This window comes from Rhodovulum sp. HP10 (assembly GCF_047553435.1).
GTDB lineage: Bacteria > Pseudomonadota > Alphaproteobacteria > Rhodobacterales > Rhodobacteraceae > Rhodovulum.
In genome coordinates this window covers 4,084,149-4,104,297 of the sequence record NZ_CP180201.1, presented here as the reverse complement: position 1 = coordinate 4,104,297, position 20,149 = coordinate 4,084,149, and the positions used below count along the sequence as shown (strand labels likewise).

Genomic DNA, 20,149 nt, shown 5'->3' with positions numbered 1-20,149 from the left:
AAGTTTCCGGGAGACTGAGCAGGACGCCGAGTACAACCGTGGCAATTCGCCGGTGACGCAGGTGAGCGCAAATGTGATCAACACAAGCTGTGCTATAGTCATGACAGTAAGCAGAGGACAAAACCCATGAAATTCATCAGCGCATTTTTCCGCCTCATCATCGGTGCTGTATTCGGGATCGCATCTGTTCTTGCGTTGTCTCCGGCGCTTGCTGCGTTCTCTTCGGAAGACGGAGACAGCACAAACTTTGTGATGCTGGGGGTGGTCGCACTTTGCGCCCTTCTGGGCGTATTCGCACCGACCATACGTCGCGCCTTCGGCCGGGGGTTCTTGCTGTTGGGCGCATCGACATTTGCCCTTCCTATTTCCACCTTCCTTCTGTCCGGACGCGTCGCATCGGATACCATGGCGTCCACGAGTGGCGAAGAAGTCGATGCGGCCTCGGCAATTGGCGCAGGCCTTGCTGGTGTTGCCATGACGGGGATGGCGGCCTTCATCGGCCTTATAATGGGGGCAATCTTTCTTCTGATTGGCTTGATCCTGTCCCTCGGGGGGCGCCGCGAAGTAGTTATTGTCGAACGCAAGTAACTGACACCGAGGACCGGGGTCGCGTCACAGCCTGCCGAGTTGAACCAAAAGAGTCATCGTCGGCAGGTATACAGGCCCTCACCCCCAAGGCCGCATAGGCGGCATGTCCCCGGTGACGCGAATCCGAGACAGGTCGGCGCCCTTCAGCGCCGCCTGCACCGCCAGCAGATAGCCCCACCAATCGAGCCAGGCCCGGCGCGCCGCGGCGATCTGCGCGGGCGTCGGGTCCCACCGGCAGGGTGTGAACCGCACCGCGTCGTTGACCAGCGCGCCCTTCCTGTTCCGGCGCGGGATCGGCTGCCAGCCCTCAACCCCGAGCGTCGCCGCATCCGCCGTCTTCGGGTGGCGGCCCCAACGGTTCACAGTCCAGTCCTCCGGTTTCAGCCGCGGGCGGGCATCGGGCATCCAGTCAGGGGTGCGGCCCGCGCGGGCGAGATCGGCGACCAGCGTCGCCGCGTACCAGGGCAGCACGTTCCGGACCACGGTTGCGATCAGTTCGGCATCGTCATGCGGGCGGGGCCGGCCGCGGCTCGTGTCGACGCGCGTGCCCAGCCGGGCGCGTTCGAGGGCCACGTATTCCATGCCGAAGGGGCGCCAGCCGGTGCCGCCGACCGCTTCGATCTCGTCGTGATCGAGCCGGGCGCATTCGGTACCGAAGGCCCATTCCAGGGCCGCGCGCACCGGCATCGCCCGGCGACTGCGCGGCGCGGGCGGCACCCTCACCCGGGCCGCCGCCGTCATGCCGCAACCCCGGCCTTGCGCAGCACCCGCGGACCCACCGCACCCCGGATCCGGTCGAGCTCGACTTTCAGAACCGACAGCTCGGCCAGCTTCTTCTCGGCCGCCGCCCGCTGCCGTGCTGCCTCTTCGGCAACCGCCCGCATGTCGCGTTCCAGCGCCTCCATCCGGCCGAGCGCTCCCGCGATGTCTTCGTTGCCGCCATCGGGACCGAAGAACGCATCCCGGATCTCGGCCACCCAGCCCGGCATCACCCCCAGCACCTCGGCCACCGTCGCGTCGGTGTCGCCCTGCCGGTAGCGTTCCGCCGTGGTGTCATAGACCCCTTCCAGCAGATCCATGATCTCGCGCTTCTGTGCCCGGGTCGGTTGCCGCAACGCCCCATCCGGGTTCGAAGCCGGTGCCGTCGTCGTCTTTGCCATGCCTGTCGCCTTTCGTTTCGCTTCGCAGGCCGGGCAGTGGAGCTTGCCCTTCACCTCGGCCCAGCCTTGCCCGGTCATCTTCCGGTTTATCTGCCCCGCGTCCGGCACCCAGACCCTGCCGGGTCGATGCAGGTAGTTGCAGGTCACGACCTCCTCGCGGCCGCAGCCATCGCAGACCACCCGCGCCCGGTTCACGCCTTTGCCCTTGATCGCCCGGATGCTCATGCCGAGGCCCCCGCGAGATCGGCGATGCTGCGGCAGCGGGCGAGGCGCGCATCGCGCTCGCGCAGCCAGCCCGCCTCGGCCGGGGAGAGGTGAGCGGGATCCGCGCCCGCCAGATGCGCGTGGCGGCGCAGCGCCTCGCCCGCGGCCTGGCGGATCTGCCCCAGCGCATAGCTGCCCGGCCAGCGCCGGGTGCGGCGCAGATCGTCCAGAAGCTCGGGCGCCCAGCCCTCGGCCAGCGCCTGCCGCCCCACCGCATGCGCGAAGACCGCCCGGATCAGCGGCGAGGCATCGTCGGCCGGCGGCTGGATCTGCGCCGCTGCCTTCAGGATCGCATTGGCGATGGGGAAGCGGTCGCGGTCGCGCCCGCCGGGCTGGGCCGCCGCCATCTCCTCGAGCGCGGCCAGGTTCGGCGCGCTCATATAGGCCAGCCGCTTGGCCAGATCCGCCAGCATCTCCTCGAACTGCGCCTTGGTCATCGCGCCCGGCTTCACCAGCCCCCGCCGCAGCAGGGGCTCGACCAGCAGCGCCCGCACCCGCTTCTCGCCCTCGGCCTGATCCTTCGCGTCCATCTCCGCCTCCTTTCTCTCTGCCTTGCCCGACCGCCTCAGGACTGTCCCGACACTGTCCGGCGGACATTTGCGGGACAGTTGCGGACAGTTCGGGACAGTCCCGCCCCTTTCTCTGCCCTTTCGGGGTTATCCACAGGTCCTGCCCTGTCAGACCGACGCGAACCGTCCATGTTCCTGTCCTTTTCTCTGTCTATGTCCCTGTCGTGCAGGACAGTCTGAGACTGTCCGAGACTGTCCCTGAACTGTCCTCGGGACAGTTGCGGACAGTCTGGAAGTTACTCGCGCGCGCGTGCGGCCCGGTTAACGTCGAACATGTGGCTGGACCAGGCGGCGAGCGCCCGCTCGACCCAGGCCGAGCCGCGATAGCCGCAGCCCTGCTCGACCAGCCAGTCATCCATCCAGAGGATGGCGGCGTCGTTCTGCGCCAGCTCGGGATGGAGCCCGGCCACGGCCGAGCGCAGCCGCTGGCGCCGCTTGGCCGCGTTCGCCGCCTCGTTGCGCGCCCGGTTGTCATGCTTGCGCGACAGCGCCTCGAGGACCATGGCGGTGACCCGGCCGTGCATCAGCCGGATCTGGTCGCCGCAGCGGCAGGGCTGCCAGTGGTGAAGCGGCCCGTATTCCATCTCGCTCAGCCGCCGCAGCCGCGCCACATCGACCGCCAGCAGCTTGGCCAGCTGCTCGGGATCGTCGGGCAGCGTGCCGACCGGCTTCTGGTCCTGCGACAGGCAGATCAGGTCGAAATACAGCGCCCGGCATTCCTCGGTGCCCTTCAGCCGCATCTCGCTGTTGAGCCATTCGCGGTGATACCAGGTCATGAAGTAATGGCCGTTCAGGTCGTCCTCGGGGCCGAGCGGATAATCGGGCAGCTCGGCGGCATCGACCGGACGAAGACGGGAGGCGGCAAGTGTCATGGCGTTACCCCTTTCGCCGCCAGCGCCATGGCTGCGGCCAGAATGCGTTCCCGGGCGGCGCGGCCGCCCCGGGTCAGGGCATGGGAGAGATAATCCTCCGAGAACCCCAGCGCCCGGCTGGCCTTGCGTTGCGAGGCGAAGCGCAGGCCCCCGATCTCGAAGGGTTTCGGGGCGCGCCCGGGGCGGCGCTGCGACCGGCCGATCCGGTCGGGATCGCCATCGCAGATCGCCCGCCAGACCGCTTGCGGCGTCACCCCGAAGCGGGCGGCGGCGGCATGGGCGTCAGTAAAGACCTCGCCCCGGATCCGCACCGGCATCGGCGCAAGCCCCTTGCGGCCCGTCCCCACCAGATCGAGCCGCCCCTTGCGCGCGGCCGAGCGGATCGCCTCGGGGGTCACCCCCAGCGCCCGGGCGGCGCTGGCCGCATCCGGATAGGTCGTGCCGCGGATCGTCAGGTCGGTGTGAATCCGCGCGGCCATCACATCCCCAGGGCCTCGCGATAGAGCTGCAGCACCGCCTCTTCCTCGGCGATGTCATCGGCATGGCGCTTGCGCAGCGCGATGAGCCGACGCAGCGCCTTGGTGTCGTAACCGCGGGCCTTGGCCTCGGCCATCACCACCTTCTGCTGATCGCCGAGGGCGGCCTTCTCTTCGGCCAGGGTCTCGAAGCGCTCGATGAAGCCGCGCAACTCGTCGGCCGCCACCCGGTAGGTCTTCTCCCGCACCGCTTCGTCCGCCGCGGTCTCCTTCATCGGCGCCCGCATCCCGGCGGTGAAGGCGTCGAGCGGGATCGGGCCGGTCGTCGCCCCGTTCGGGCCGGTCAGGGTCACCGTGGCATCCTGCGGCGCGGTCATGCTGAATCCTCCCCGAAGGGGCCGGACAGCCCGAGGGGGAAGGACGGGCCGCCCGGCCCGTCGTCAGGGAGGTGTCCGGCGTCCGGCCGGGCTGCGTAGGCGGGACGAAGGCTATGGCGCAAGCAGTTGCGGCGGGGCGTTACTGGAGCTGCGTCCTGCGAATGCGTGTATATGCCCTGTCGAATTGCCTGTCGAAATCCGCCGCCTCCGCTTCCAGGCGGCGTCTGGTCTCGGCCATGTGCCGCATGCCCCAGATGAGGGCGCCCAGAAAGATCAGGCCGAACGAGACCTGAATGCAGAGGATGAGGGCCAGCATTTCCATAAGTCCCATGTTCTGCTCCTGATGCCTGGGGGACGGCCGCGATGTCGCTCCGCGTCGTCATCACGCGCGCCCCTTGAAACGCGCCAAAAACTTTTCGGCCCGCGCCTCGAAGACGCGGGCTGCAGCGCGGGCCCGGCCCGCGCGCAGCTGGTTGAAGCGTCCGGCGATACGCCAGTAGATCCGAGTTGCCAGTGTCATGCCGTTTGCTCCGGGTCGAAGAGTTCGAAGACGGTCTCGGCGCCCGCAAGCGCCAGCACCGCGACGACGTAATGCAGCCCCGGCGCGTTCTCGGAGCGCAGCCAGTTCCGCACCGTGCGCGGGTTCACCGGCCGATGCGCCGTGTTCAGCGCCTCGGCCACGAGATCGGCGAGCTGAGCCTCGCTGGTCGCCTCGGGGAATGACCGCCAAAGCAGCGAGGCGAACCATTTCCGCTCCCGCTCCTGCGGGTCGCGGAACTTCTGGAAGGACTTTTGCATGGCGGCCCCCGTATGGTTGATCCGTGCGAAAGGGTTTGGGTTTGAAATCGGAGGGGCGGACGCGGTCAGCATGAAGGTTCCTCCGGAACGGAAAATGAGTGATCGAAGCAGAAGCGGGGCGGCGCGTGACCGCCAGAACGTAGTGAACGCGGCATCAGACGGCGCCCCCCGTGGGCGTGGGATGCGTGCGCATGAAGTTGCGAACAGCGTTGAGCGTCTTGCTGCGGCACTCCCGTCCGTCTTCCAAATCGAAGACAAACCGTGGATCGCGCACTGCGGCGGCACCAAATCGCGACCTGGACATTCCGGCGGCCTCGCAGAAGGCGTCAATCTCGGCGACCAGATCTTTGTGGGGGATTTTGGGTTCGTGGGGCATGGCAGTGAGATTAGGAAGTTTCCTAACACTACGCAAGTCCTCCAATGAGGATTCTTCCTATTGGCGGCATCGGGCCACGATAGGATATTCCCTAGCGTATGGAGCGCGAAGCGATCACGATGCTTGTAGCAAGCAACATTGAGGCCGCCATGGCCAAGCGCGGCACCAATGCCGCTGAGGTAGCTCGCAAAGCGGGTTTGAACCCAACGGCCGTTTACGACATCCTCAAGGGCAAGAGCAGGAACCCCCGCCTGGACACGCTTTACAAGATTGCGACCCAAGGACTGGAAGTTCCCTTCAGCTCTCTCTTCTCCGAGCCAGAAGATCATGACCTCGACAACGAAATCATGGAGGCAATCAGGTGTCTGCCGACCTCCGAGAGATCGAGGATTCTTGCTGTCGTTCGCGCTTTTTCTGTTGATGTGTAGTCAGTAGCGCCTTTCGAACCTCATGCAGAACCACGAGCTTCTGCAGCCGTGTCAGCTGGCTCAGAACAATCCTCATTTCTGCGTCTGAAATCATAACCCTACCCGTATGCTAAGCGCGTCCGGGGCGCTGCATCGCATGCGCCCAGTCGGGTGGAAATAGGATTTTTCCTTGTTCAGCCGTTGACAATAGGAAACATCCTATTGATTATCCCCTCACCGCAACTGTGAAAGGGGAGATCCATGAAGACCATCCTAACCGTCAGCGCACTGGCCTTGCTGGCGGCACCTGCGCTCGCCGCGACCGAGACCACCGAGGATCTGCGGGCGATCCGCCAGCCCTCGGCCGACAGCCAGGGCTGTTTCGCACCGATCCCGGGCACCAATGCCTTCCAGCGCTCTCACGCGCCGGGCTGCATCTATTACGTCGCCCCCACCAGCAATGACCGCGACCGCGCCGCCTCCGACCCGAGCGAGGGCAGCGAAGGCGAAGGCGGCGAAAGCTCCGAGCCCTGAGCATCGGTGCGGGGCTGCATGTCAGCCCCCATCCCATGCTCAGAAAAGGAGGACATGATGCCCGAGCAGATCGACAGCACCAGCGACAGCCGCACGACCAACAATGCTGTGCGTCACAAGTACCGCGCCCTGACCGACGCCGAGAAATCCCAGATGCAGGACATCAAGGATATGGGCGCGGCGTTCATCGCCAAGCTGCATGAGATCGGCGGGACCGATCCGCAGGGCGACCGCTTCGGCTCTCGCGACCTCTCGCTTGCCAACACCCACGCCGAGGACGCTGTGATGCGCGCTTGCCGCCACATCACCGCCTGAGCATCGGTGCCCCGCCCCGCGCGGGCGGGCATCCCATGCCCAGACCCGGAGGACACCATGCCCCGCATGCTCAAAATCCCTGACCTTCCTGCAACTTACGGCTTCGGCACCTGGCGCGATGCGCTGCTCGGCCTGTTCATCGGCCTTGCCTTCGTCGGCTCGGCTTGGGGCGGGCTCATGCTGGCCCGGATCGCGGAGGCCAGCCTCTGATGGCCGCGATCCTCACCATTGCCTCGCAGATCGCCGACCGCCTCGCGGCCGAGGCGACCGCCGCCCGCATCGAGGCCCAGACCGCCCGCGTCGCCGCCAAATCGAGCGCGCGGGACGGCAAGCCGTTGCTCGCCCGCGCCGCCTTCGCCCGGGCCGAGCGGCTGCAGGGCCGGGCCGTCACCCTCGGCGCCCTGGCCGAACAGGCCCGGGCAGGCGGTGCCGCATGAGCATCATGGACGCCATCGCCCCGCCGCCCGACGCGCTGGCCGCCTTCGTCGCCGAATGGCGGGGCGCCACCCCCGAGACACGCCTTGCCGCCATCCGCGGCGCGCTCCGCCGCCACGGGATCGAGATCCCGACGCTGCCCGGCCGGGTGGCCTTCTACGAGATCCAGCTCTTCGGGCTGACCGCCACCGGCCGCGACGAGGCCGAGGCCGCTCAAAACTGGATGGAGGCGGCCACCCGCCTCTGTCCCTTCGACTGATGCACTCCCTCCGGATCCTGATCGGCTGCGAGACCTCGGGCGTGATGCGCCGGGCCTTCGCCGCGCGCGGGCATGATGTCTGGTCCTGCGACCTGCTGCCCGCCGAGGACGCCAGCAACCGGCACATGATCTGCGATATCCGCGAGGTGCTGGATCTGGGTTGGGATCTGCTGGCCGTCATGCATCCGCCCTGCACCCGGCTCTGCAATTCGGGCGTGCGCTGGCTGCATGTGCCGCCGACCAACGCCCCGGCCGAGGCACGCCCCGACGAGCGCGCAGCCTGGCCGGACCTGTCCGAAGAGGCCCGCCGCGCGATCATGTGGCGGCTGCTCGACGAGGGCGCCGCGCTGTTCTCGGCCTGCTGGCGCGCCCCGATCCCGCGTGTCGCGGTCGAGAACCCGGTGATGCACCGCCACGGCCGCGCGCGGCTGCCGGCCGATCTGCCCAAACCCCAGATCGTGCAGCCTTGGTGGTTCGGCGAGCCGGTCTTCAAGGCCACGGGGCTTTACCTGCGCGGGCTCGCGCCGCTGAGCGCCACCAACCGGCTGACCCCGCCCGCGCCCGGCACCGAGGCGCACAAGCGCTGGAGCGCGGTCCACCGGGCCCCGCCCGGACCCGACAGATGGAAGATCAGATCCCGCACCTTCGAAGGTCTCGCCGCCGCTGCGGCCGAGCAATGGGGCGGGCAAGCAGGAAAGGAGGCCGCCTGATGGCCGAGATCTTCACCCGCAGCTTCGGCTGCTTCGAGGCCGAAGCGACCCCGGCCGAGGCCCGGCTGACGATCCGCCGGGACGGCAAGGACATGATCCGGCTCTTCGGCCGCGACCTGATCCGCAGCTCGCTTCTGGGCGGAAGCTGGGCACCCGATATCGAGCGCGCGCTGCGCTGGGGGCTCGAACTGATCGAAGCCGAGCTCGGCGAGGATCTGCGCTACCGCGCGGGCGTGATGGCCGCCGTCAAGCTCTGCTGGCGGCTGCGCCTGGCCAATGACCCGCGCCGCGCGGAGCGGCTTCTGCTGGGCGATCCGGAGGCCGGGCAACCGCAAGCAGAGCCCCGGATCTGCTCCGCCTGCGGCGCACGGGTGACCGACAATCTGTCCTGCGGCGGGATCTGCTATGCGGACGACGCCCTGCCCAAGCCCACCGAAAACCCCGCCGACAAGGCGTTCCGCGACGCCATCGCCGAGCTGGTCGATTGCGCGATGAAGGAAGGAAAGGCTGATGGTTGAAATCAGCAAGGTTGCATGGGTTTACGGGACCCGGAACCGGCTCGCTGACTGCAACATCGTCTCGGCCGGATGTGAGGACAGCCCGGCAAACGACGGTCGCCACATCGGAAAGAGAGACGCAGGTCGTCTGCTTGACGGTAAGATGAGGGATAACGTCGCCGATGCGTAACGCTCAGCAACTGATCGCAGTCGATGCCGCCGCGCTGGCCGAAGTGCTGGCCCGCCTGGACAGGATCGAGGCCAAGATCGCGCCGCCGCCGCAATGGCTGACCGTGCACGAGGCTGCGGCCCGTCTGGGCTGTACCGCCTCGACCATCCGCCGCAAAATCGCCGCCGGAGAGATCGAGGCGCGCGGATCCGGCCGCGCGCGCATGGTGAGGCTGGGTTAAGCCTCATCCAGCCGCTGCGCAATGCTGGCGGCATCCTCGCGATAATAGACATTCAGCAGGATCGACAGGTCGCGGTGACCGCTGATCTTGGCCAGCGTCATGACATCCACCTTTCGCGATAGCTTGGTGAGCGCGGCGGCACGGCTGTCGTGGAAATGCAGATCCTCGACAGCCGCCGCAGCCCGCAGTTTGCGCCAGTTGGCATCGAGCCGGCCGGCCGTCATGCCAAATACCGGATCCATCCGTGGCAGCTGCCGCAGCAGATCCACCGCCGCGCGGGTCAGCGGAACGTTGCGGGAGTGCCCGTTCTTGGTCATCGGCAGATGGGCAACTCGGGTCGTAAAGTCGATCCGTTCCCGGGTCAGGCCACAGATTTCACCCGCGCGCATCGCCGTCTCGCAGCCGAAGCGAAAGGCGTGAAAGGCACGCGCCCCGGCCCGGGTCAGATCAGGCCCGGCGACGAAGGCCAGGCGCTTCATCTCGTCATCCGTTGGCAGGCGGTTGCGCGGCTGGGGGTCCGGCGGGCGGCGCACATCCCGGATCGGATTCGATTGCAGCAGCCCCCATTCACGGCGCGCCACCTCGCAGACTGCGCTCAGCAATGACAATTCGCGGTTGACCGACACCGGCGCCACATCGAGCAACCGGCGGTCGCGCCAGTCCGCAATGTGTTGCGGGGTCAGATCGCGCAGGCGGATCTTGGCCAGATCGTCGCGGCCAAGGCGCTTTAGCCTGACCACTTCCCACCTCTCTCCCCGCTTGGTCGGGCTGACCTCACGGGCATAGCGCTCCAGGAGCTTACCGAAGGCTTGATCTGCTGCGATCACGTTGGCATTCATGATCAGGTGTTCCTGCCGCGCGGCCCAGTCCTGGGCCTCACGCTTGGAGGCAAAAACCTTGGATCGCCGCTCGCCGCGACGCGCGACCTGCGCGCGCCAGCCCTTTCCATGCCGTGTGATGCTGGCCATTTCCCCACCATGCGCGAATTGTGGGGAATACAATGCCCGGCGATGCACATCGGATGCAACCGCATGCCCCTGAAATTCGCCAAAAGTCTTTGATTTCACACAGTTTCGCGCAGGCCTAATTCAGCGGCGTGCATATTTGGTGCGGGTGGTCGGACTCGAACCGACACTCCTTGCGGAAAGGGTGTTTGAGACCCTCGCGTCTACCATTCCGCCACACCCGCACCTGTCGCCCCGCCAGTCCTCCCGGGGAGCGGAACCCTGTCAAAACCATCACGCCGTCGGGCTCGGTCCGGCGCGAAGGGCCCGGTTCTGCCCCGGGCGCGGATCGGACAGAGCGCGGCGGCGTGAAAACGATTCGCCTTGCCGGGCAGGAAATCCGGGGCCTTCCGCCGCGGATCATCCGGCTCCTTGCCAGATCCTGTCCGATCCTCTAGCGCGCGCATCCGGAACGGTCAATCGTCCGTCAGCAGCAGCCGGCCCCGCTTGACGCCGCCTCCCTTGCATGGCTTCTGGGCGCCAGACTTGCCGGGGGCCAGAATGATCCGACGCCTTTACGACTGGACGCTGTCGCTGGCAGACAGCCGGAACGCGATGTGGGCGTTGTTCATCGTGGCCTTCATCGAAAGCTCGATCTTCCCGATCCCGCCCGATGTGCTGATGGTGCCGATGATCCTGGCGCGGCCCTCGCGCGCATTCGCCATTGCCGGCGTGGCGCTGGCGGGCTCGGTGCTGGGCGGGCTGGCGGGTTATGGCATCGGCGGAGCCTTCTTCGACCAGATCGGCCGCCCGGTGCTCGAATTCTACGGCAAGGACGCCTATTTCGAGCAGTTCCGCGCGCGCTATAACGACTATGGCGCCTGGGCGGTGCTGATCGCCGGCGTCACACCCTTTCCCTACAAGGTCATCACCATCCTGTCGGGCTCGACCGGCCTCAATCTCGGCATCTTCCTGGTCGCAAGCCTGATTGCCCGGGGGATCCGGTTCTTCCTGGTCGCGGCGCTGTTGTGGAAGTTCGGCGCCCCGATACGCATGTTCATCGAGAAGTATCTGGGGCTTCTCTTCACGCTTTTCGTTCTGCTGCTGATTGGCGGCTTCTATGCAGTGAGGTTCCTGTGACGGCAACGCGCAACCAACTGATCCTGCTGGCGGCGGGCGCCTCCGCAGCCAGTCTTCTGGCGGCTTTCGGCTTCGAGCATCTGGGCGGGCTTGCGCCTTGCAAGCTCTGCCTCTGGCAACGCTGGCCGCATGCCGTGGCGCCGATCCTCGGTCTGCTGGCCGTGGCGATCGGCGGGCGCATGCTGGCGCTGAGCGGGATGGTGACGATGGCGGTCTCGACCGGGCTTGGGGTCTATCACTCGGGGGTCGAGCGGCACTGGTGGACCGGGCCGTCCTCCTGTACCGGCAGCGGGCCGAGCCTGTCTCAGATGACCCCCGAGCAGATCCTGAACCCCAGCCTCGTCCAGCCCGTCGTGCTGTGCGACCGGATCGCCTGGGAGCTGTTCGGGCTGACCATGGCCAATTACAACGTGCTCCTCTCGGCCGTCCTGGTCGTGGTCTGGGCGATGGCCCTGGCGCGCGGCCGCACCTGACCGCCGCGCTGCCAGGCTCAGTTCAGCCGGAATTCCCCCACGACATTGCGCCATTCGCCCGAGGAGATCCTCTTTCTGTGGGTGAAGCTCACCGAATGCAGCGGCCCCTCGATCGTCTCCTGCCAGAACTCGATGAACTTGAAGAGCCGCGGATGATCGGGGGCAAGATCGTAGTCCTGCCAGATGAAGCTGTTGAGAACGTTCCTGAAATCCGGCATGCGGTAATACAGTTCGGCTGTGGTGAGGCCGTAGCCCCTGAGCATAAGCTCGGTCTCGGAAAGCGACATGTCTGAGCCCTCCTGTCGCTGCGGGATGTGATCAGCTTGCCAGAGCAAGGTTGATTTTCAATGAAAACAGGATGTTGGCACTCTTTCCGGGGGGCTGCCAGATCCTGGGTCGGTCTGCGGTTGCACCCAACATGAAGCTTCTGATAAAGTTCCTCCAACAATATCTGGAATTTCCCCGAAAGGCCGGGTCCCAAGTTGAACGACACGCCGGACACCCCCGAAAACGAAGACGATAACGGTTCTGGTAAGGGGCCCGAGCGTCCCGGATATGACGGTCCCGTCATCGCGATCGAGAAGGAGATGCAAAAATCCTATCTCGATTACGCGATGAGCGTGATCGTGAGCCGGGCGATCCCGGACCTGCGCGACGGGCTGAAACCGGTGCACCGCCGGATCCTGTTCGCGATGCACGAGACCGGCAACACCCATGACAAGCCCTACCGCAAGTCGGCGCGGCCGGTGGGCGACACGATGGGGAAATACCACCCGCACGGCGATTCCGCGATTTACGACGCCTTGGTGCGGATGGCACAGCCCTTCTCGATGTCGCTGCCGCTTCTGGATGGTCAGGGCAACTTTGGCTCGATGGACGGCGACAATGCCGCGGCCATGCGTTATACCGAGGTCCGGATGGCCAAGGCGGCGCAGGCGCTGCTGACCGATATCGAAAAGGATACGGTCGACTTCCAGGACAACTATGACGGCAAGGACAAGGAACCGACGGTCCTGCCGGCGCGGTTCCCCAACATGCTGGTCAACGGCGCGGGCGGCATCGCCGTCGGCATGGCCACCAACATCCCGCCGCATAATCTGGGCGAGGTCGTCGATGCGACGCTGGCGCTGATCGAGGACCCGGACCTGACCAGCGAACAGCTGATGCAGTACATCCCGGCCCCCGACTTTCCCACCGGCGGGCTGATCCTCGGCCGGTCCGGCGCGCGCAAGGCCTATCTCGAGGGGCGCGGCTCGGTCATCCTGCGGGCCAAGACCCGGGTCGAGGAGATCCGCAAGGACCGCTACGCGATCGTCATCGACGAGATCCCCTATCAGGTGAACAAGTCGACGATGATCGAGAGGATCGCCGAGGCCGCCCGCGACAAGCGGATCGAGGGCATCGCCCATGTGCAGGACGAATCCGACCGGGTCGGCGTCCGGGTCGTGATCGAGCTGAAACGCGACGCGACCCCCGATGTGGTGCTGAACCAGCTGTTCCGCTTCACCCCGATGCAGACCTCCTTCGGCTGCAACATGCTGGCGCTGAACGGCGGCCGGCCCGAGACCCTGACGCTGCGCGACTTCTTGTCCCATTTCATCGCCTTCCGCGAAGAGGTCGTGGCCCGGCGCACCGCGTTCGAGCTGCGAAAGGCGCGCGAGCGCAGCCATATCCTCTGCGGTCTGGCGGTCGCGGTCTCTAATGTCGACGAGGTGGTGGCGACGATCCGCGCCTCGACCGATGCGGCAGAAGCCCGCGTCAAGCTGATGGAGCGGCGCTGGCCCGCCCAGGAGATCGCCGATTACATCAAGCTGATCGACGACCCGACCCATACCATGAACGAGGACGGCACCTACAACCTCTCCGAGATTCAGGCCCGCGCTATCCTCGATCTCAGGCTTCAGCGCCTGACCCAGATCGGGGTCAAGGAGGTCACCGACGAGCTCGAAGAGCTGGCCGCCAAGATCAAGGACTATCTCGACATCCTGCGCTCGCGCGAACGGATCATGGCGATCATCGGCACCGAGCTGCGCGAGGTGCGCGAACAGTTCGCGGTGCCGCGCCGGACCGAGATCGCCGACTGGTCGGGCGACATGGAAGACGAGGACCTGATCGAGCGCGAGGACATGGTGGTGACCGTCACCCAGTCCGGCTATATCAAGCGCACGCCGCTCGCCGAATTCCGCAGCCAGAACCGCGGCGGCAAGGGGCTCGCCTCGATGGCGACCAAGGAAGACGATGTCGTCACCACGCTTTTCGTCGCCAATACCCATACCCAGCTTCTGTTCTTCACCACCGACGGGATGGTCTACGAGCTGAAATGCTGGCGCCTGCCGCAGGCGGGACGCACAGCCCGCGGCAAGGCCATCGTCAATATCCTGCCGATCGGCATGGGCATATCGATTGCCGCCTTGATGAAGATCGACGAGCCCGAGGACGAGTGGGAGAACCTGCAGGTCGTCTTCGCCACCTCGGCGGGCGATGTGCGGCGCAACCGGTTGTCGGACTTCACCAATATCAAGCGCAACGGCAAGATCGCGATGAAGCTGCCCGACGGGGTCAGCCTCGTGAATGTCTCGATCTGCGATGCTCAGGACGATGTGATGCTGGTCACGGCAACCGGCCGGGCGATCCGCTTTGCGACCACGGATGTGCGGGTCTTCTCGGGCCGCGACTCGACCGGGGTGCGGGGCATCCGGCTGGCCGAGGGTGACAGCGTGGTCTCGATGTCGGTCATTCGCCACTTCTCGGCCGATCCGGCCGAACGTGCGGCCTATCTGAAACAGCGCCGGCTGATGGCGGGCGTCACCGACGAGAATGGCGAAGCCGACGAGGATGAAGAGGCGGTCGAGGTCGGTCAGCTTTCGCCCGCGCGCTATGCCGAAATGTCGGCGGCCGAGGATCTGATCCTGACCATCACCGCGCGCGGCCAAGGCAAGATCAGTTCCAGCCACGACTACCCGGTGCGCGGCCGCGGCGGCCAGGGCGTGCAGGCCATCGACAAGGCGCTGCGCGGCGGCCCGCTGGTCGCGTCCTTCCCGGTCGAGATGGACGATCAGGTAATGCTGGCCACTTCGCGCGGGCAGTCGATCCGGGTGCCGGTCGATCAGATCAGCTTCCGCTCGCGCTCGGCCGGCGGCGTGCGGGTGCTGGATGCGGCGACGGGCGAAGAGGTCGTCTCGGTCGCGCGGATTGCCGATCAGGGCGAAAACGGGGACGAAGAGGACGTGTCGGTCGAATAAGGCCGGATCGCGTCCGCCCCGCTGCCTCAGGACGGCATGCCCCCGAAGCATCCTGCGTGTTTGCGCCATGTCGATGGCGCGGACCTGCCTGACATCCCTCCCTTCGTTCAGGACGCATAATCGCGACCGCAGGATGAAGACCCTCACGGGGCTGTTTTGCAATTTGCCCCTTATGGCCCACCTGCATGCGTCCTTGCGCAAGATCCTGACGGTTTACGGGGGCGCGACCTTCCTGGCGCGAAGCGCGCCATTGCTTCGCAGACTGCCTCACGATCCGCGCCGCGGTAGCGGACAGCGTTCCGGCGGGCGCCGGTGTGCCCATCCTCTGGTTTGGCACCGCCAGAAGATCGTCATCCGCATGCAGCCGAAGCCGGAGCCCCTTTCCTTCGTCGCCGCTGCCAGCTAGATCGGGCGCCATGACAGAGACACTTCATATCGTCGGCGGCGGCATGGCCGGGGCCGAGGCCGCCTGGCAGGCCGCCCGGGCAGGGATCGACGTGGTGATCCACGAGATGCGCCCGAAGACCGGCACCTTCGCGCATAGATCCGGCGATCTCGCCGAAATGGTCTGTTCGAACTCGTTCCGCTCGGACGACGACGAACAGAATGCCGTGGGGCTTCTTCATTGGGAGATGCGCGCGGCGGGCAGCCTGATCATGGACATGGCCGACACCCACCGCCTGCCTGCGGGCGGCGCGCTGGCCGTCGACCGCGAGGCCTTTTCGCAAGGCGTCACGACCCGGCTTATGGACCACCCGAAGATCCGGCGTGAAGATGCTGAAATCACGTCCCTTCCAGAGGACGGCCACTGGATCTTCGCGACCGGCCCGCTGACCTCGGACGCGCTGGGTCAGGCGATCCGCACCGAGACAGGCGCCGAGGCGCTGGCCTTTTTCGACGCCATCGCGCCCATCGTTCATTTCGACAGCATCGACCTCACGAAAGCCTGGTTCCAGTCGCGCTATGACAAGGGCGAGACAGAGGAAGAGCGCACCGCCTATCTGAACTGCCCGATGGACCGCGACCAGTACGAAGCCTTCATTGACGCCCTGCTGACGGCCGAGAAGACCGCATTTCACGAGGGTGAGACGGCGGGCTATTTCGACGGCTGCCTGCCGATCGAGGTGATGGCCGAGCGCGGCCGCGAGACGCTGCGCCATGGTCCGATGAAGCCGGTGGGGCTGACCAATCCGCATGCGCCCGACATCAAGGCCCATGCCATCGTCCAGCTGCGCCGCGACAATGCGCTGGGGACGCTCTACAATATCGTGGGCTTCCAGACCAAGATGAAGTACGGCGCGCAAGCCGATGTTTTCCGGATGATTCCGGGGCTGGAGAATGCCCGTTTCGCGCGCCTGGGCGGCATCCACCGCAACACCTTCCTGAATTCGCCGACCCTGCTCGATGCCGAATTGCGGCTGAAATCGAAGCCCCATATCCGCTTTGCCGGACAGATCACCGGGGTCGAGGGCTATGTCGAATCCTCGGCGATGGGGCTTCTGGCCGGGCGGCTGGCCGCGGCGGCGATCCAGGGCCGCAGCCTGCCCGCGGTGCCTGCCACCACGGCGACGGGCGCGCTCGTGACCCATATCACCGGCGGCGCCGAGGCGAAGACCTTCCAGCCGATGAACGTCAATTTCGGGCTCTTCCCGCCGGTCGAGGGGCCGAAGGGCGGACGGCGCGGGCGGCGCGACCGCTACAAGGGCTATACCGACCGTGCCAAAGCGGACTGGACCGCCTGGCTGGGCGCGGCGGGCTGAGCGCTTCACATTCGCGCCGCGCGCCCCATATAGGACGCGACCGCTCCCGACCCGCCGAGGCCCGATGCTCTACGTTCTCGCCCTGTTCCTGCCGCCGCTCTCGATCCTGCTGATCGGGCGCTGGTTCGTCGCGCTGGTGACGCTGGTGATCTGGATCCCGGCGATCATCTTCTCGGGCGGGCTGACCCATCCGATGTTCATCATCCTGGCCTGGATCCTGATCTTTCAGCGCGGGGCAGACCGCCGGGCGGGGCTTTAGGCACTCTGGCCCTTGCCCCCGGCGCGAGCTAGCAAAGGCGCCATGCGCACCCGCTTTGCCCCTTCTCCCACCGGCCCCCTGCATCTGGGCCATGCCTTCGCGGCCCTGACCGCGTTCGGGCGCGGCGAGATGCTGCTGCGGATCGAGGATATCGACACCGCCCGGTCACGCCCCGAATGGGAGGCGCAGATCAATGACGATCTGACCTGGCTCGGGCTCGACTGGCCGCGCCCGGTGCTGCGCCAGTCCGAGCGGCTCGCGGCCTATCGCGCCGCGCTCGACCGGCTGGGGGCGATGGGGCTGACCTATCCCTGCCGCTGCCGCCGCAGCGATATCCGCGCCGCCCTGTCGGCACCGCAGGTGGGCGCGCCGGTATTGGGGCCCGACGGGCTGGTCTATCCCGGCACCTGCCGGGGGCGAAGGCTGGCCGAAGCCGGGCCCGGGGACGCGATCCGGCTCGACATGGCCCGGGCGCTCGAGCGGCTGGGCCCCGCCCTGCCCGGCTTCACCGAGACCGGGCCCGCACAGCCGGGACGGCACCGGCTTGACGCGCGCGCGCTGATCGAAACCGTGGGCGATGTGGTTCTCGCCCGGCGCGATCTGGGTACCTCCTACCATCTGGCCGTGGTGGTCGATGACGCCTTCCAGCAGATCGGCGAGGTCACGCGCGGCGAGGATCTGTTCGAGGCGACCCCGATCCATGTGCTGCTGCAGGCGCTGCTGGGCCTGCCGACGCCTGCCTATCACCACCACCGGCTGATCCTGGACGCGGCCGGCAAGCGGCTGGCCAAGCGCGACGACGCCCGTGCCATCGCCGCCTATCGCGCCGAGGGGGCAACGCCTGCCGACATCCGCCGCATGGTCGGGCTTTAATCCGCCATCGGCGACAGGATCTCGACCTCGGCCCCGTCGCGGATCGCGGTGTAGAAACAGCTCCGGCGGTTGGTATGGCAGGCCGGGCCCGCCTGCTCGACCAGCACCAGCAGGCAGTCGCGGTCGCAATCGACGCGCATCTCGATCAGGCGCTGGACATGGCCGCTGGTCTCGCCCTTGACCCAGAAGGCCTGGCGCGAGCGCGACCAGTAGGTGACGCGCCCGGATTCCAGCGTGCGCGCCACCGCCTCGGCATTCATCCAGGCCATCATCAGCACCGTTCCGGCCTCGTCCTGGGCAATGGCCGGGATCAGCCCGTCCGCATTATAGGTGAGGCTCGCTGGGTCGAAGGCCATTCGGGAACTCCTTTGAATTCGGGCGCGCGCGGGTTATTTAGGAAAGATGCGCGGGGAAGGAAACGCCATGCAGGCCCAGAACGATCTGATCAAGCTCTATTCGCAGAAGATCCTGGCACTCGCCGCCGAGATCCCGCATCTCGACCGGCTCGAGGCGCCGATGGGCACGGCGCGCAAGCGCTCGCCGCTTTGCGGCTCGACGGTCACGGTCGATCTCGATGTCAGGGACGGGCGGATCATACGCTTCGGGCAGGATGTGAAGGCCTGTGCGCTCGGTCAGGCCGCGGCCTCGGTCGTGGGCTCGGCCATCATCGGATGCAGCCGCGCCCAGATCGAGACCGCGCGCGACCAGTTGCACGCGATGCTGAAGCAGGAGGGCCCGGTGCCCGCCGCCCCCTTCGAGGGGCTCGAGGTGCTGCTGCCCGCACGGGACTACAAGAACCGCCATGCCTCGATCATGCTGTCGCTCGAAGCCACGCTCGATGCCTTCGACGCGGCCGAGGCCGCAGCCTCCTGCGCCTGAGCCACGGGCTCCGTTCCCCAAGAGAAGATTGCAGCCTCGGGTTCGCGAATGGCCCTAACCGGCAGGACGATGCGCCCCTGGCGCGGCGCAGCCCGTAAGGCCGAGCGCCGGGACCGAGGTCCCTGCGCTCGACCGGATCAGCGGGTGATGAGTTCGGGCCCCATCAGCGATGTCGGCAGCCAGGTCGAGATCCAGGGCACATAGGTCACCAGGATCAGGAACACGAAAAGCACCGCGAGGAAGGGCAGCGCTGCGCGCACCACCCGCATCATCGGCATGCCCGCCACACCCGAGGTGACGAAGAGGTTCAGCCCGACCGGCGGCGTGATCATCCCGATCTCCATGTTCACCACCATGATGATGCCGAGGTGGATCGGATCGACGCCCAGCTCGACGGCGATCGGGAAGACCAGCGGTGCCACGATCACGATCAGCCCCGAGGGCTCCATGAACTGGCCGCCGATCAGCAGGATCACGTTGACCACGATCAGGAACATGATCTTGCCGAAACCGGCCTCGAGCATCGCGCCGGCGATCTTCTGCGGGACCTGCTCGTCGGTCAGCACATGCTTGAGGATCAGCGCATTGGCGATGATGAACATCAGCATGATCGTGAGCTTGGCCGCATCGAGGAGCGTGCGCCTCGTGTCGCGGTGGATGAAGCCGGTCAAAAGCGCCTGCGGCTTCTGCCAGAGCGCCACGGGCCCGCGCCCGTCCCGCGGTTTCAGCGGGCCCATGTCGCGATAGACGAAGATCGCGATCAGGAAGGCATAGACCGAGGCGACCGCGGCGGCTTCGGTCGGCGTGAAGATGGCCGAGGCGACGCCCGGAATGCCGTAGATGCCGCCCATGATGATGGCGATCAGCATCAGCCCCCAGAAGGCCTCGCGGAAGCTTTCCCAGACCTCGCCCCAGCCCTGCCATTCGCCCTTGGGCATGCCCTTGACATGGGCCATCACATAGATCGCGGTCATCAGCATCAGGCCCGCGAGGGTGCCGGGGATGACGCCCGCAAGGAACATCCGCCCGACCGAGACATCGGTCGCCGAGGCATAGACCACCATCACGATGGAGGGCGGGATGAGAATGCCCAGCGTGCCCGCGTTGCAGATCACCCCGGCCGCGAAATCGCGGCTGTAGCCGACCTTGCGCATCGCCGCGATCACGATCGAGCCGATGGCGACCACGGTCGCGGGCGACGAACCCGAGAGCGCTGCGAACAGCATGCAGGCAAAGACGCCCGCAATGGCCAGCCCGCCCCGCATATGCCCGACGCAGGCGATGGCAAAGCGGATGATCCGCCGCGCGACGCCACCCGTCGACATGAAGCTCGAGGCCAGGATGAAGAAGGGAATGGCCAGAAGCGTGTAATGCCCCGCCATCGCCTGATAGAGCGACTGCGCCACCGCGGCCAGCGAGGTATCGGAAAACAGCAGCAGGAAGATGATCGAGGCCATGCCCAGAGAGACCGCGATCGGCACGCCGATCAGGAGAAACCCGACAACCATGACAAACAACAACACGACATGCAT

Annotated in this window: 30 protein-coding genes and 1 tRNA gene; 17 read left to right on the top strand and 14 right to left on the bottom strand. The window is 66.6% G+C overall.

What is annotated here, in order from left to right; genetic code table 11:
* Positions 1–126 precede the first annotated feature (126 nt).
* The gene (locus ACK8CO_RS19310) at positions 127–588 is read left to right on the top strand and encodes a hypothetical protein (protein ID WP_060834806.1); all 462 of its coding nucleotides are present in this window, start codon (positions 127–129) and stop codon (positions 586–588) included.
* Positions 589–666: 78 nt separating this feature from the next.
* Here the strand turns inward: ACK8CO_RS19310 and ACK8CO_RS19305 are convergent, their stop codons facing one another.
* The 9 genes from ACK8CO_RS19305 to ACK8CO_RS19265 all read right to left on the bottom strand — a co-directional run bounded on the left by ACK8CO_RS19305 (position 667) and on the right by ACK8CO_RS19265 (position 5,104).
* The gene (locus tag ACK8CO_RS19305; protein WP_414897695.1) at positions 667–1,329 is read right to left on the bottom strand and encodes a hypothetical protein; all 663 of its coding nucleotides are present in this window, start codon (positions 1,327–1,329) and stop codon (positions 667–669) included.
* Positions 1,326–1,973, bottom strand: a complete 648-nt coding sequence (locus tag ACK8CO_RS19300) for a hypothetical protein (RefSeq protein WP_414897694.1) — start codon at positions 1,971–1,973, stop codon at positions 1,326–1,328. The genes ACK8CO_RS19305 and ACK8CO_RS19300 overlap by 4 nt, the downstream gene beginning before the upstream one ends.
* The gene (locus ACK8CO_RS19295; protein ID WP_414897693.1) at positions 1,970–2,542 is read right to left on the bottom strand and encodes a hypothetical protein; all 573 of its coding nucleotides are present in this window, start codon (positions 2,540–2,542) and stop codon (positions 1,970–1,972) included. Before ACK8CO_RS19295 ends, ACK8CO_RS19300 begins: the two co-directional genes overlap by 4 nt.
* A 275-nt stretch (positions 2,543–2,817) precedes the next feature.
* Entirely contained in the window at positions 2,818–3,453 is a 636-nt protein-coding gene (locus ACK8CO_RS19290) for a hypothetical protein (protein WP_414897692.1), read from the bottom strand.
* A complete protein-coding gene (locus tag ACK8CO_RS19285; RefSeq protein WP_414897691.1) occupies positions 3,450–3,932 on the bottom strand; it encodes a hypothetical protein in 483 nt (160 codons plus the stop codon). The genes ACK8CO_RS19290 and ACK8CO_RS19285 overlap by 4 nt, the downstream gene beginning before the upstream one ends.
* Entirely contained in the window at positions 3,932–4,216 is a 285-nt protein-coding gene (locus ACK8CO_RS19280; RefSeq protein ID WP_414899051.1) for a DUF2312 domain-containing protein, read from the bottom strand. The genes ACK8CO_RS19285 and ACK8CO_RS19280 overlap by 1 nt, the downstream gene beginning before the upstream one ends.
* Before the next feature lie 229 nt (positions 4,217–4,445).
* Positions 4,446–4,628: a hypothetical protein gene (locus ACK8CO_RS19275; RefSeq protein ID WP_196760181.1), complete on the bottom strand. Its 183-nt coding sequence runs from the start codon at positions 4,626–4,628 to the stop codon at positions 4,446–4,448.
* Positions 4,629–4,688: 60 nt separating this feature from the next.
* A complete protein-coding gene (locus tag ACK8CO_RS19270; protein ID WP_414897690.1) occupies positions 4,689–4,826 on the bottom strand; it encodes a hypothetical protein in 138 nt (45 codons plus the stop codon).
* Complete coding sequence (locus ACK8CO_RS19265) at positions 4,823–5,104, bottom strand: hypothetical protein (protein ID WP_042456636.1); 282 nt, start codon at positions 5,102–5,104, stop codon at positions 4,823–4,825. Before ACK8CO_RS19265 ends, ACK8CO_RS19270 begins: the two co-directional genes overlap by 4 nt.
* 474 nt (positions 5,105–5,578) lie before the next feature.
* Between ACK8CO_RS19265 and ACK8CO_RS19260 the strand changes: the two genes are divergently transcribed.
* The 9 genes from ACK8CO_RS19260 to ACK8CO_RS19220 all read left to right on the top strand — a co-directional run bounded on the left by ACK8CO_RS19260 (position 5,579) and on the right by ACK8CO_RS19220 (position 9,047).
* Entirely contained in the window at positions 5,579–5,908 is a 330-nt protein-coding gene (locus tag ACK8CO_RS19260) for a helix-turn-helix domain-containing protein (protein WP_060833349.1), read from the top strand.
* A gap of 240 nt (positions 5,909–6,148) precedes the next feature.
* Entirely contained in the window at positions 6,149–6,421 is a 273-nt protein-coding gene (locus tag ACK8CO_RS19255; protein WP_414897689.1) for a hypothetical protein, read from the top strand.
* A 57-nt stretch (positions 6,422–6,478) separates the two neighbouring features.
* Entirely contained in the window at positions 6,479–6,736 is a 258-nt protein-coding gene (locus ACK8CO_RS19250; protein WP_414897688.1) for a hypothetical protein, read from the top strand.
* Positions 6,737–6,793: 57 nt separating this feature from the next.
* Positions 6,794–6,946, top strand: coding sequence for a hypothetical protein (locus ACK8CO_RS19245; RefSeq protein ID WP_414897687.1), 153 nt, complete (start codon positions 6,794–6,796; stop codon positions 6,944–6,946).
* Positions 6,946–7,173, top strand: coding sequence for a hypothetical protein (locus tag ACK8CO_RS19240; protein ID WP_414897686.1), 228 nt, complete (start codon positions 6,946–6,948; stop codon positions 7,171–7,173). The genes ACK8CO_RS19245 and ACK8CO_RS19240 overlap by 1 nt, the downstream gene beginning before the upstream one ends.
* Positions 7,170–7,430, top strand: coding sequence for a hypothetical protein (locus ACK8CO_RS19235; RefSeq protein ID WP_414897685.1), 261 nt, complete (start codon positions 7,170–7,172; stop codon positions 7,428–7,430). Before ACK8CO_RS19240 ends, ACK8CO_RS19235 begins: the two co-directional genes overlap by 4 nt.
* Complete coding sequence (locus tag ACK8CO_RS19230) at positions 7,427–8,140, top strand: hypothetical protein (protein ID WP_414899050.1); 714 nt, start codon at positions 7,427–7,429, stop codon at positions 8,138–8,140. Before ACK8CO_RS19235 ends, ACK8CO_RS19230 begins: the two co-directional genes overlap by 4 nt.
* Entirely contained in the window at positions 8,140–8,658 is a 519-nt protein-coding gene (locus ACK8CO_RS19225) for a hypothetical protein (RefSeq protein ID WP_414897684.1), read from the top strand. The genes ACK8CO_RS19230 and ACK8CO_RS19225 overlap by 1 nt, the downstream gene beginning before the upstream one ends.
* Positions 8,659–8,819: 161 nt before the next feature.
* Positions 8,820–9,047 carry a helix-turn-helix domain-containing protein gene (locus ACK8CO_RS19220; RefSeq protein WP_414897683.1) on the top strand — a complete coding sequence of 76 codons (228 nt, stop codon included), beginning with the start codon at positions 8,820–8,822 and terminating at the stop codon, positions 9,045–9,047.
* Here the strand turns inward: ACK8CO_RS19220 and ACK8CO_RS19215 are convergent.
* Positions 9,044–10,015, bottom strand: coding sequence for a tyrosine-type recombinase/integrase (locus ACK8CO_RS19215; RefSeq protein ID WP_414897682.1), 972 nt, complete (start codon positions 10,013–10,015; stop codon positions 9,044–9,046). The genes ACK8CO_RS19220 and ACK8CO_RS19215 overlap by 4 nt on opposite strands.
* A gap of 137 nt (positions 10,016–10,152) precedes the next feature.
* Positions 10,153–10,236: transfer RNA gene (locus tag ACK8CO_RS19210), tRNA-Leu, on the bottom strand.
* 316 nt (positions 10,237–10,552) lie between these two features.
* On the opposite strand from ACK8CO_RS19210, the gene ACK8CO_RS19205 reads away from it, so the two are divergent.
* Both ACK8CO_RS19205 and ACK8CO_RS19200 read left to right on the top strand, forming a co-directional pair.
* Positions 10,553–11,131, top strand: a complete 579-nt coding sequence (locus ACK8CO_RS19205; RefSeq protein WP_080616376.1) for a YqaA family protein — start codon at positions 10,553–10,555, stop codon at positions 11,129–11,131.
* The gene (locus ACK8CO_RS19200; RefSeq protein ID WP_414897681.1) at positions 11,128–11,604 is read left to right on the top strand and encodes a disulfide bond formation protein B; all 477 of its coding nucleotides are present in this window, start codon (positions 11,128–11,130) and stop codon (positions 11,602–11,604) included. Before ACK8CO_RS19205 ends, ACK8CO_RS19200 begins: the two co-directional genes overlap by 4 nt.
* Positions 11,605–11,621: 17 nt before the next feature.
* Here ACK8CO_RS19200 and ACK8CO_RS19195 read toward each other — a convergent pair whose 3' ends face one another.
* Complete coding sequence (locus ACK8CO_RS19195; RefSeq protein ID WP_414897680.1) at positions 11,622–11,891, bottom strand: usg protein; 270 nt, start codon at positions 11,889–11,891, stop codon at positions 11,622–11,624.
* 195 nt (positions 11,892–12,086) lie between these two features.
* Between ACK8CO_RS19195 and gyrA the strand changes: the two genes are divergently transcribed.
* The 4 genes from gyrA (at position 12,087) to gluQRS (ending at position 17,738) form a co-directional block, all read left to right on the top strand.
* Positions 12,087–14,846, top strand: coding sequence for a DNA gyrase subunit A (gene gyrA, locus ACK8CO_RS19190; protein WP_414897679.1), 2,760 nt, complete (start codon positions 12,087–12,089; stop codon positions 14,844–14,846).
* Between the two features lie 416 nt (positions 14,847–15,262).
* Positions 15,263–16,606, top strand: coding sequence for a methylenetetrahydrofolate--tRNA-(uracil(54)-C(5))-methyltransferase (FADH(2)-oxidizing) TrmFO (gene trmFO / locus ACK8CO_RS19185; protein ID WP_414897678.1), 1,344 nt, complete (start codon positions 15,263–15,265; stop codon positions 16,604–16,606).
* 64 nt (positions 16,607–16,670) lie between these two features.
* A complete protein-coding gene (locus ACK8CO_RS19180; protein WP_080616382.1) occupies positions 16,671–16,865 on the top strand; it encodes a hypothetical protein in 195 nt (64 codons plus the stop codon).
* A gap of 42 nt (positions 16,866–16,907) precedes the next feature.
* On the top strand, positions 16,908–17,738 hold the full coding sequence (gene gluQRS, locus ACK8CO_RS19175) for a tRNA glutamyl-Q(34) synthetase GluQRS (protein WP_414897677.1): 831 nt from the start codon (positions 16,908–16,910) through the stop codon (positions 17,736–17,738).
* Here the strand turns inward: gluQRS and hisI are convergent.
* Positions 17,735–18,094, bottom strand: a complete 360-nt coding sequence (hisI, locus tag ACK8CO_RS19170) for a phosphoribosyl-AMP cyclohydrolase (protein WP_414897676.1) — start codon at positions 18,092–18,094, stop codon at positions 17,735–17,737. The genes gluQRS and hisI overlap by 4 nt on opposite strands.
* 67 nt (positions 18,095–18,161) lie before the next feature.
* Here hisI and ACK8CO_RS19165 point away from each other — a divergent pair, with 67 nt between their 5' ends.
* On the top strand, positions 18,162–18,617 hold the full coding sequence (locus tag ACK8CO_RS19165; RefSeq protein ID WP_080616385.1) for an iron-sulfur cluster assembly scaffold protein: 456 nt from the start codon (positions 18,162–18,164) through the stop codon (positions 18,615–18,617).
* A gap of 137 nt (positions 18,618–18,754) precedes the next feature.
* Here ACK8CO_RS19165 and ACK8CO_RS19160 read toward each other — a convergent pair whose 3' ends face one another.
* The gene (locus ACK8CO_RS19160) at positions 18,755–20,149 is read right to left on the bottom strand and encodes a TRAP transporter large permease (protein WP_080616386.1); all 1,395 of its coding nucleotides are present in this window, start codon (positions 20,147–20,149) and stop codon (positions 18,755–18,757) included.